This window comes from Oribacterium sinus (assembly GCF_014202695.1).
Taxonomy (GTDB): Bacteria; Bacillota; Clostridia; order Lachnospirales; family Lachnospiraceae; genus Oribacterium; species Oribacterium sinus.
The window spans coordinates 66,505-77,961 of sequence record NZ_JACHHH010000014.1; the positions used below are offsets into that span (position 1 = coordinate 66,505).

Consider the following 11,457-nt stretch of genomic DNA (forward strand, 5'->3'; position numbering starts at 1 on the left):
GAATTTCACAAGGATAAAACAAATTTACCTTTCCTTTTCAAGTTCTTATTTTTCCCTATATGAAAATGAATTATAAGTAAAATCCTTTGTTTTACACATAAAATACTTGAAAATTTTTCTCTTATTCGAGTAGACTGTAGAGGAAATCAACAATATTTTCTATTCCATCCCTTAGAGAATTTAAACCGCATACCGGAGGATTTACCGGAATTCTTTGCAAAGAAGAGAAAGGAGCCTTTATGAATAACGAAAATATCGGGGGAAATTTAGACGCTTTAGCAGAACATCCTCTTACAGAAATCAGTCCCCAGGAGCTGGAAACACAAAGCTACTCTCTATGTAAAGAATTAATAGAGAAGGCTAAGCTGCAGAAGGGGCAGATTCTTGTAGTGGGTTGCTCTTCCTCTGAAGTTATCGGAGAAAGAATCGGCAGCTGCTCCAGTTTGGAAGCGGCAGAATGCTTGTTTCAGGGTATCTATCGGGCCTGTTCAGAAGCCGGAGTATTTTTGGCCGCCCAATGTTGTGAACATTTAAACAGAGCCCTTGTGGTGGAACGAGCAGCCCTTCCCTTTCCGGAGCCTGTAAATGTAGTTCCGAAACCAAAGGCAGGAGGATCCTTTTCCACAAAAGCTTATGAGAATTTCCGGGATCCTATTCTTGTAGAGAGAATCCAAGCTGATGCAGGTCTGGATATCGGGGATACCTTTATCGGAATGCACTTAAAATCCGTTGCAGTTCCTCTTAGGCTTTCTCAAAAGGAACTTCTCCACGCCCATGTTACTGCAGCTAGAGTACGACCGAAGTTTATTGGCGGTATTCGTGCTTCCTATGATGAGCGCCTGCTTTAAAAATTAAATTTTATATTATTGTGTAAATGAGTCGAAATTATTTCGAAAAGGAAACAGGATGTTTCCGAAGAATACGCCTATGATTTACGGGAGGGATTCCATGTTACAATACCGTTTTGCTGAAGAAAAAGATTTGACTGCCTGCGTAGACTTATTAACCGATTCTTTTTTTGACTATCCTTATTTTTCTAACTTTATTGAAGATAATGAAAAGCGCAGAGAATTTGTGCGCTCTATCCAAACTATTGCCGTGGAAATTTACTACGGAAAACAGAGAATGTTACTGGCTGAAGAAGAGGGAGAAATTCTTGCCGTAGCAGCAATCCAAAGCCCTATGGACAAGGGGGTGGAATTTAAAGACTACGTTTCCAAAAAGGCACTGCAAACCTTTATGATTGGCGGTATTTTCAAGACTCTGGCATGGATTTCCATGACAGAAAAAGCGGAAAAGGTAATTCACAGCCAAAAATGCCCCTTCTGGTATCTAAGCTCTTTAGCGGTAAAAAACAGCCGTAGAGGGGAAGGCATCGGCGCACAATTCCTGGAAGAAGGAGTAATTCCCTATGTAGCCTCTGAAGGCGGGGGACAATTCACCCTGATTACCAACACGGAAAATAACGCCCGTTTTTATGAAAAAGCAGGTTTTTCCTTAATGTCCTACGAAGAAATCCATACCCCGAAAACACAAATGGGAAACTGGAGCTTCTCCATGGACGTGCAAAATGAAAAGACTGTTGTCGCATAAACGACAACAGTCTTTTCATTTTGCATAATAGACAGAAGCTCTCCTATCCTTCACTCTTACGATATTCCGAAATACACTGTAATACCTTAGGACACAGGAGGAAAAGAGCAATTAAGTTAGGGATTACCATAAGACCGTTAAAGCTGTCCGCCACGGACCAGACCACGGATAGATCTACAGTAGCTCCCAGAATAGACACTAAAGCATAAAGACTTAAAAAAATCTTTACGGCAATAGGAGAGGCAAAAACAAACTCGGTAAATCGAGCTCCATATAAGCCCCAGCCTAAAATGGTGGAAAAAGCAAAACAGCAAAGAGCCACCGCAGTAAAAATACTGGACCATGCTCCATAGGTGCTGGTAAAGCCTGAAATCGTAAGTTCAGCGCCGGCTTCTCTTCCGAAAGGAATATCTACTCCACTGCATAAGATTACAAGAGCCGTCAGCGTACAGATCACAATGGTGTCCGCAAACACCTCAAAAATTCCAAAATATCCCTGTTTAACCGGCTTTCTGGTATCCGCCGTTGCATGGGCAATGGAACCGGTTCCCAAGCCCGCTTCATTAGAGAAAATCCCTCTGGAAATTCCCTTCTTCATGGAAAGGATAAAGCTTCCTACAGCACCTCCCGTAAATGCTCTGGGAGAGAAGGCCGAAGCAAAAATCGTAGTAAAAACAGAGGGAACCCTATCAAAATGAAGGAAAACAACCCCTAAGGACAATACGACATAAAACAAAGCCATAAAAGGAACCAACTTTTCCGTCACCTGTCCAATTCTCTTGATTCCTCCCAACAAAATCAAAGCAACCAGCACAGCAATCACTATCCCTATAAAAAGGTTTACCCTTCCATTCCCTTCCGTAGGCAATAGGGAAAAATGGAACAAGGCCTCATTAATTGCCGCTGTTATCGTATTCACCTGGGTCGCGTTTCCGGTGCCAAACACCGTAAGAATACCAAATACAGCATAGAGGTAAGCCAGAAACATCCACTGCCTACCCAAACCGTTCTTGATATAGTACATGGGTCCACCCAGCAGCTCCCCTTTTTTATTGCTTTCCCGATAATAAACTGCCAGGGTAACTTCACAGAACTTTGTGCACATTCCTAAAATCGCGGACATCCACATCCAAAAGACAGCTCCGGGACCGCCGATACTGATGGCACCGGCCACACCGGCAATATTTCCTGTTCCGATGGTGGCAGCCAAGGCGGTGCAAACCGCCTGAAAGGGCGTTAAAGCCCCGTCCTTCGCCTCTCTTTTTCGAAAAATTCTTCCGATTGTTACCTGCATAGCCTCCGGAAAATTCCGAAGCTGTAAAAATCCGGTGCGGATACTCAAATACAAACCCACGCCAAGAATACAGGCCATAGCCGGCACTCCCCAAATAAACCGGTTCACCAGCCGGTTGACCTCAATTAATGTATTCATCCCTTTACCCTATCTATTCTATACTAATTGCTCTTTACTCTAATGCGCTTTACTCTAAATGCTCTTTATTCTAATTGCTCTTTACTCTAATAATTTATTAACCTATCAAGCTGTTGATCTCTACACGAATTGGATATTCTTCTTGTTCCTCCAAAGATCGTTGCCGCATCACTCTATCAATAGCCACATGACTGGATTCCGCACTTGCTCCAACCAATAAAATCATATATTGTTTGTTACCGCAGCGAACCACCACATCTCCCCTTCGAATCGTCTTGCTCAAAAGACCTCCGAAATTCCGCATTCGATTCTCCGTTCCTCTGCGATCCGCATCCGAACTCTCCTCTACCGTAAATAAAACCATCTGTACGGGAAGCTGCGCTCTCTCTCCCGTCCGCTTTAAAAAATGATAGATACTGCAAAAGTCTTCATAATCCACCATATAAGCACCGGGAAAATAATCTCTGCCCTCAATTCTTTTCTGAATCTCCGGCAAGGAAACTACGTTGCTGATTTCCTCTTCTTCCTCCTGCTCTTCCGAAAAAACGAAATATCCCCCATGCCCTGCGGACTTTACATGATACATGGCTTCATCCGCCTTTTGGTAAAGACTTAAAAAGTCGGAGCCCTGTTGAGGTGCCATAGCAACACCTATGGAAATTCCGAATTGTCCTGAAACGGAGGAGCCTAATACATGTTCCAGGCAAGATTTCACCTTGAGACAAATTTCCTCGCAACGATCCTTTAGAGCATCCTCATTCCAGAAGCCTCGATAAAAAATTATGAACTCATCACCGCCAATACGTCCCAACACATCATCGGAACGCACCAATCCCTGTAGCACCTTCGCCACTTCCATCAAAACCTGATCTCCCATCTCGTGACCGAAACGATCATTTACCATCTTAAAATGGTCCAGATCCAGCATGAGTAAAAGGCCGGTGTCTTTTTTCATTTGTAAATACTCGTTAATTTGTTGTACACAGGCACTTCGATTAAAAAGTCCCGTTAAAACATCGATATCCGCCTTTTTCTCCAGATGCTTCAGCATCTGCTCTCTTTTTATAATCCGTTCCACACGGCGAAGTAAAAGGTCCGGCAATAAAGGTTTTCTGATATAGTCATAAGCGCCCAAATCAAAGCCCTTAATCTCCGCTCCGGAATCCTCATCAGAGGTCATAATCACCACCGGAATATTAGCCAAATCATGGCGTTCCAAACGGCGAATCTCCTTCAAGAAGGCATAGCCGTCCATCTCCGGCATATGCAAGTCCACCAGCAAAATATCCGGTTTGGAATTCGGCAAATCCTCCAATGCGGTTTTGGCATTGTCATAAGTAGCTATCTGATAATGATCCTTCAATGCCTTTTCTGCAATTTTTCTGGGAATCAACTCGTCATCCACGATGACCACTCTCTGGCTCATTTTACTCCTTTTCCACCATCCCTGGAAACATCTTACAAAAATCTTACATCCTGCTTTTATCATACGAAAAACGATAAAGACACGTCAAGCTCTATTTAAGTTTTTTATTCTTAATTTTCTTTGAAAACATTCACAAAATAATTTTTAATTCATCTATTAAAATTACTTTATCGAAAATCCTTTAGTAACACACAAAGAGGCCATGTCTAGCTTCTTAGACGCTGGCCATCTTCTTAGTATGCAAATATTCCGTATGTTCCTTCCGGGCTGTAGCTAAATACTTCTCACTGATGGATAATTCCGTTCCATCCTGCAAGATTAAACTTCGCCCGGTAATCCGTTGGATGCAATCCTTGGATACCGCAATATAGCGGGATATCTGTAAAAAATCATCCTTCCCGTGTTGATCCATAAAGGCTTTCATGGACATATAGGTTTCCATATCATCTTCATGCAGGTGAATGAGAAGCCTTCTTCCCATGGTTTCTACGTATTCCACGTCTTCCAGATAAATCCGTTCCGGCTCCCGGTCCACCATGACTTCCATATACTTTACCTTTTCGACGGTTTCCAAGGCATGGGAAAGCACTTTGGAAAATTTCTCATATTCCACAGGCTTTTGAATGTAGGAAAATGCCTTTAATTCAAAAGCCTCCGTCACATAGTCATTTCCCCCTGTGATAAAAATGATTTTCCCCGGAGCATTTCGTTCTTTAATCTCTCTTGCCAATTCAATTCCATTTAAATTCGGCATAAAAATGTCTAATAAAAACAAATCTGTAAGGTTAAGATCCTGCTCTTTATTTTCCAGAAATTCCTCTCCGGAGCCATAGTAAGATATCTCTACCGGAATCATCCGTTCTTTAAAAAATCGTTCCAATAGGACCCCTAAAAATTTCCGTTGTACCAGCTCATCATCACATACCACAAGCTTAATTTTCTTCATGGATAAACTCCCGGACTACTGTAAGTATTCTCTAGCTTCTTGAATTGTCTTCCTGTAGAGAGCCATGAAAGCCTCATGATTATAGGCAATATAATGCTCGGCTTCCTCTTTCTCTACGTTGTCTACTACTCTTTTTGCTGCATGTTCCAGTTTTTTCGCATTTTCAGATAGCTTCACGGCACCAACCGTTAAGGAGGTTGTTTTTAATCCGTGGGCATAGAGGCGATATTTACTGTAGTCCTTCTCTGCGAATGCCTTCTCCAGCTCCTGCATCTTCTCGTCACTACTGTCTCTGAAAAGCCCCAGGATTTCTCGATATACTTCCTCATCCTGCATGCAATACTGCAAACCTGTACTTCGATCCAGCGTTTTCTCTTCTTCTTCCTTCTCTACTATAGCATGTTTCTTTAATTCTGTCTGAAAATATTCTTCATTTGTTCTCTTCCGAATTAAATTCTCCGGCAGGAAGGTATACAAGGTTTTCTCCAGCTCATTTCCATCCACAGGCTTCGTCAGATAAGCGTCAAAGCTTGTGTTTACGTACTTCTGACGAATACCGGGGAGCATATTGGAGGAAAAGGCGATGACGGGAACCGGCTTTCCATAACGGTTTTCAAAGGCATTTTCCCGAATCTTCTTCAAGGTTTCTTCTCCATCCATTCCCGGCATCATGTGGTCAAGGAATATAATATCGAAGTTCTCTTCTCTTAACTTCTCAATACACTCTTCTCCGGAAAAAGCACAGGTAATCTGTACTTCTGTCCTCTTCAAAAGATTCTGTACCAGACGAAGATTTAATTCATTGTCATCCACCACTAAAATTCTGGCGTCCTTGGCAATGAAGCCCTTATTAAAGTCCTTCTTCTCTCCTCTTTGCTTCTGGTACCGTTCTTCATAATTTCCGATACGGTCTTCGTTTAACTGCCACTGGGGAATATAAGCTGTAAAGCAGGAGCCCTCTCCAAACACACTATCCAACTGAATGTGTCCGTTCATGATTTCTACAAAATAGTTGGTAATGGGCAGTCCCAGGCCTGTTCCCTGAATATTCTGGCTCCAACCGGACTGTACTCTTTGGAACTTCTGGAAAATAAGCTTCTGATCACTTTCCTTCACACCTACACCGGTATCCTTTACAGCAATCTGCAGCTCAATGGCTTTTGCCGTACTGAGCCCGGTTTCTTCCTTGGACTGCACAGGAGAATTTCCCTCTTCGTCCAAAGCCCTTGCTGTTACGCTCAGAGTAATTTTTCCCTTTTCCGTGTACTTAATCGCATTATCAATCAGGTTTAAGATAACCTCCCGCACCCGGAAAGCATCTCCGTAAAGCACCGCCGGAGTGTCTCCGTCAACAAGGATTTCGAATTGCAGTCCCTTCCACTCTGCACGGAAACGAACCATACTGTTGATTTCGTGAATCACAGTAGCCAATTCATAGGGCTTAGGCACCAGCTTGATTCCTCCGGATTCGATTCTGGAGAAGTCCAAAATATCATTTACTAAAGACAAGAGGGTCTGCCCTGAAGCCTGAATATCCTGTGCATAGCTTAATACCGCATCATCACGGCTCTCCCGAAGAATCATCTCATTCATACCGATAACGGTATTAATCGGGGTTCTAATCTCATGGGACATATTGGCTAAAAATTCTGCCTGTACCTTATCGGAAATCTCCAGCTTGCTCTTTTCATTCTGTACCTTATCATACTCAATGCCTTGCGCATGCATAATCTGGAAGGCAAAGATAATGGTTCCGATGGAAAGAAATTTTCCCTGATTTGTGTATCCGCTAATCATATAGGAAAGCAGCTCAATCATACAGAAACCGATTAGGGTACAATAAGCCCCCATCATCCAGGTCAACTCCCTAAAGAGATGTTTATCCTTCTTCCAAACCATGTAAAAGCTACGCAATACCTCAATTGCGGTAATCAGTCCCAAAATATCAATGGGAAGATTTAATTCTGCGAAGGAAAAGATTCCTACACCCGCAGAAAAGATTATCAAGGTATCACAGATAAAGATAAAAAAGGACAATAGGAAGAGTTCTCTTTGACATAAGCCCTTTTCCACTTTGTTGATAAAAAGTAGTGCCGGTACCGGAATCATGATAATAGACAGGTACTCCAAATTCCACAGCAAGAGAATATTGTTAAAAATCAGCTGTCTGGCATCAATCTGACAACCAAGCCATAGTCCCATAAAAAATAGACTGACTCCCGTATAATATGCTCCTCTTTCGTCTCCCTTCTTTTTATCCACCAGAATATATTCCACCCACATTCCGATTCCCAGGAACATGAGACAAAAAGCTGCCAGTATCTGCAAAGCATTCTTCCAAAGAATGGCACAAATAATGGAGACGTCTTCTCCGAAATAAATACCTCCAAGGGTATTCTCCGCTGTTCTGCCTCTTCCGGTCAGCTCAATACGAATCATCTTCCCAAGCTGATCCTTCTGTACCGGGATACGAACCCAGGAAATAGGCGGAATCTTACTATTAAATGGCGGGATATCCGCATATTTAAATTCATATACCACTCTACCGTCTATCCACACCGTAATATCCTGATGCACTGTTCGAATAAACAAGCTGGTTAACGCATAAGGAACATCCTGAGGAAGCTGTCGTTCAATTAAGAGCTCCTTCTCCGGAACGGACTCCCCGGTAGAATATAAACGTTTCTTTGAACCGTCCGGCAAAATTCTTTGCCAGCCGGATTGTAAAACTTCAAATTTTTCCTCATAAAATCCAAGCTTATCATAGTAGCGCATAGAACTGGCTACCACAAAGATAAGCACAAAAATCAAAAACAATAGGTAGATAAAGCGTATCTTAACTTCTGTTATTCTATTCATACTATTTCTCCGAACTCCTTTTCCGAGAAAACTCTTTATTCAATTCCCTCTATAGATTAGTGCATTTATTTTAACATATTTCTTAAGCTTGTTCTACTCTCAGGCATCCATAATTCCCTGATTCATTGTAGAAAAAAAACGAAATTACTCCTTACCATCTTTACATTTCGACCAAAGAAGGAAAATTTATAAACAAAATACCGTAAGATTTGCACTTGTAAAGCATTGTACGCAAAAAGCCACTAAGGATTATTGTCCTTAGTGGCCTCAGGTTTGTGAGATTTTACTTCGTCGCGAAATCAAAATCCTTCGCCTTCTTCCTCTGCATCCTCCTGGTATTTCTCCAGAATGGTCTGCTGAAGTAACTCTCTCGTGGTGGAGCGGATAGGGTGAGCAATATCTCTATACTCACCGTCCGTAGTTTTTCTGGAAGGCATAGCAATGAATAAGCCCTTTTCTCCCTCAATGACCTTAATGTCGTGAATCACAAATTCTTCATCAAATGTGATAGAAACAATGGCCTTCATCTTACCTTCTTTGTCAACCTTACGAACCCGTACATCTGTAACCTCCATGATACTCCTTCCTTTTTACATGGTATACCTTTCATTTTTCTCGATGACGATTCTGATATTCTCCGGTGTTCCAATGTAGGTTGTATTGGCGCGAATGGTGTCCCGGCTCTCCACGATGCAATGTTCAATGACGCTGTTATCTCCGATATACACATCATTCAGGATAATCGAATTGCGAATGATACAGTTATTTCCAACATAGACCTTACGGCACAAAACAGAGTTTTCCACTGTTCCGTTGATGATACATCCGCTGGCCACTATGGAGTTATGCACACTGCAATCCGGATTGTACTTCGCAGGCGGGTTGTCGGCCAATTTTGTGTATACACCAGGGGCCTGCTTAAAGAAGTAATCCCGAATATTTCTCTTTAGGAAGTCCATATTTGTCTGATAAAAGGACTCCACTGAAGCGATATTGCTCCAATAAGTATTCAGTCTATAACCGTAGATTCGCTTGATGTTCTTGTAGCGAATCAGAATATCCTTTACGAAATCATAACGATCCTCATCATGGGCTTTTTCCAAAAGCTCAATCAACTGTCTTCTGCGGATAATATAGACTCCGCAGGAAATACAACTGGCATCAGTTGATACGGGCTTTTCTTCAAAATCCACGATTCTGCTGTCCTCATTCATCTTAAGACAGCCAAAGCGGGATATATCATCCCCTGCATCCATGTTCTTGCATACAACGGTGATGTCCGCTTTCTTTTCGATATGATATTCCAGTACCTTGTTATAGTCAAGCTTATATACCCCATCCCCTGCGGCAATGATGACATAAGGCTCATGAGATGACTGTAAAAAAACAAGGTTTTGATAGAGTGCATCTGCCGTACCCCTAAACCAATCTCCATGCTCCGCAGTAATAGTCGGGGTAAAAACATATAGTCCACCTTGTTTTCTTCCGAAGTCCCACCACTTGGAAGAGGACAGATGCTGGTTCAACGACCTGGAGTTATACTGGGTCAACACAGCTACTTTCTGAATATGCGAATTGGACATATTCGAAAGAGAGAAGTCGATAGAACGGAAGGTGCCTGCAACCGGCATTGCGGAAATCGCTCTCTTGTTGGAAAGCTCTCTCATTCTTTTGTTGTTACCGCCTGCTAAAATAATTCCTATTGCTCTCATAGTCTTTCATCCTCCCTTATAATCGCTCCTCCACTTTGAAGGAATCCATCCGGGTAGTCCGAAAGATCCGTCTTCCCATAAATCGCCGTGTTTCTGCCAATGGAAACTCCATCGGGTATAAGGGAATTCTCCCCTATCGTAGCAAGGTCTGAACAATACACCCTGCTGTCATAAACAGAATCCTGGTATTCTCCGGTACCAATCACACAATCTTTGCCAATCTCTACATTTTCAGCAATCACAGCCTGGTCGATATGTGTGTTCTCTCCCACCACCGTGTTTGCCATAATAATACTATCTGAAATAACGGCCCCATGTTCCACTGTTACACCGGCACCGATAATAGAATTGTAAATCTCTCCATGAATCTCACAACCTTCAGAAATAACGGATCGTTCTACGTGGGAATGGGTTGAGATAAATTGTGGAGCGGGATTATCGGTCTGGGTGTAAATCTTCCAATATTCCTCGTACAAGTTAAATTCGGGAATCAATGCAATCAGTTCCATATTGGATTGCCAGTAGGAATACAAGGTTCCCACATCCTTCCAATATCCGTTGAACTCATAGGCAAAAACATTCCCTATGTTCTGGAAAATATAAGGAATAACATGCTTTCCAAAATCCAAATCCGGCACATCCCGGGTTCGTAGCAAAGCATCCTTTAGCACTTTCCAGGTAAAGATATAAATTCCCATAGAAGCCAAATTACTCTTGGGTTCCTTCGGTTTCTCCTGGAAATCTATAATCCTGCCGGTTTCATCGGTGACGGTAATTCCAAAACGGCTTGCCTCCTCCATGGGTACCGGCATGGCGGCAATGGTTAAGTCGGCCTTCATCGCCTTGTGATACTCCAGCATAACCTCATAATCCATCTTGTAAATGTGATCCCCGGAAAGAATCAGCACGTACTCCGGATCATAATTCTCGATATAAGCGATATTTTGGTAAATGGCATTGGCCGTTCCCGAATAAAAGCCGGTATATTCCTGAGATTCATAGGGCTGCAATACCGTAACGCCTCCCCTATTACGATCCAAATCCCAAGGAATACCGATGCCGATATGTGCATTCAGGCGTAAGGGTTGATACTGAGTAAGTACTCCCACTGTGTCTATGCCGGAATTAATACAGTTACTTAAGGGGAAATCAATAATGGAATATTTTCCGCCAAAAGAAACCGCCGGTTTGGCAACATTCTTTGTAAGAACCCCAAGGCGTGAGCCTTGGCCGCCAGCTAAAAGCATGGCGATCATCTCTTTCTTAATCACGTCATCACCTCTCTGCATCTAAAACATATGGCACTGGCAACCACAAAGAGCTTTCTCTCTATTCAAATACTTCTATTCAAATATTAAGAGAATTCTTAATCTTCTTCTCCTTCTGGTATTTGTATTATAGCACTAACCTCAAGGCTTGAAAACCGAATTTTACGAAATATTTACCATAAAAACTTCAAGCCTATTCTATTTTTTGTATAAAAGTTATT

At 42.3% G+C, this 11,457-nt stretch carries 9 protein-coding genes; 2 read left to right on the top strand and 7 right to left on the bottom strand.

What is annotated here, in order from left to right:
• Positions 1 to 239: 239 nt before the first annotated feature.
• Both HNQ46_RS11435 and HNQ46_RS11440 read left to right on the top strand, forming a co-directional pair.
• Entirely contained in the window at positions 240 to 848 is a 609-nt protein-coding gene (locus tag HNQ46_RS11435) for a TIGR01440 family protein (protein WP_183684803.1), read from the top strand.
• Positions 849 to 948: 100 nt separating this feature from the next.
• On the top strand, positions 949 to 1,593 hold the full coding sequence (locus HNQ46_RS11440) for a GNAT family N-acetyltransferase (RefSeq protein WP_243155931.1): 645 nt from the start codon (positions 949 to 951) through the stop codon (positions 1,591 to 1,593).
• A 43-nt stretch (positions 1,594 to 1,636) separates the two neighbouring features.
• Here HNQ46_RS11440 and HNQ46_RS11445 read toward each other — a convergent pair whose 3' ends face one another.
• The 7 genes from HNQ46_RS11445 to HNQ46_RS11475 all read right to left on the bottom strand — a co-directional run bounded on the left by HNQ46_RS11445 (position 1,637) and on the right by HNQ46_RS11475 (position 11,239).
• Positions 1,637 to 3,025 (bottom strand): alanine/glycine:cation symporter family protein, encoded by a 1,389-nt coding sequence (locus HNQ46_RS11445; protein WP_183684805.1) that lies wholly within the window; start codon positions 3,023 to 3,025, stop codon positions 1,637 to 1,639.
• Positions 3,026 to 3,122: 97 nt separating this feature from the next.
• Positions 3,123 to 4,451, bottom strand: a complete 1,329-nt coding sequence (locus HNQ46_RS11450; RefSeq protein WP_183684806.1) for a GGDEF domain-containing response regulator — start codon at positions 4,449 to 4,451, stop codon at positions 3,123 to 3,125.
• A 214-nt stretch (positions 4,452 to 4,665) separates the two neighbouring features.
• A complete protein-coding gene (locus tag HNQ46_RS11455) occupies positions 4,666 to 5,397 on the bottom strand; it encodes a LytR/AlgR family response regulator transcription factor (RefSeq protein ID WP_183684807.1) in 732 nt (243 codons plus the stop codon).
• 15 nt (positions 5,398 to 5,412) lie between these two features.
• The gene (locus tag HNQ46_RS11460; protein ID WP_183684808.1) at positions 5,413 to 8,256 is read right to left on the bottom strand and encodes a response regulator; all 2,844 of its coding nucleotides are present in this window, start codon (positions 8,254 to 8,256) and stop codon (positions 5,413 to 5,415) included.
• 299 nt (positions 8,257 to 8,555) lie between these two features.
• Positions 8,556 to 8,831: a septation regulator SpoVG gene (gene spoVG / locus HNQ46_RS11465; RefSeq protein ID WP_007156442.1), complete on the bottom strand. Its 276-nt coding sequence runs from the start codon at positions 8,829 to 8,831 to the stop codon at positions 8,556 to 8,558.
• Positions 8,832 to 8,846: 15 nt separating this feature from the next.
• Entirely contained in the window at positions 8,847 to 9,968 is a 1,122-nt protein-coding gene (gene glgD / locus HNQ46_RS11470) for a glucose-1-phosphate adenylyltransferase subunit GlgD (protein WP_007156443.1), read from the bottom strand.
• Positions 9,965 to 11,239 (bottom strand): glucose-1-phosphate adenylyltransferase, encoded by a 1,275-nt coding sequence (locus HNQ46_RS11475; protein WP_183684809.1) that lies wholly within the window; start codon positions 11,237 to 11,239, stop codon positions 9,965 to 9,967. The genes glgD and HNQ46_RS11475 overlap by 4 nt, the downstream gene beginning before the upstream one ends.
• Positions 11,240 to 11,457: the final 218 nt, after the last annotated feature.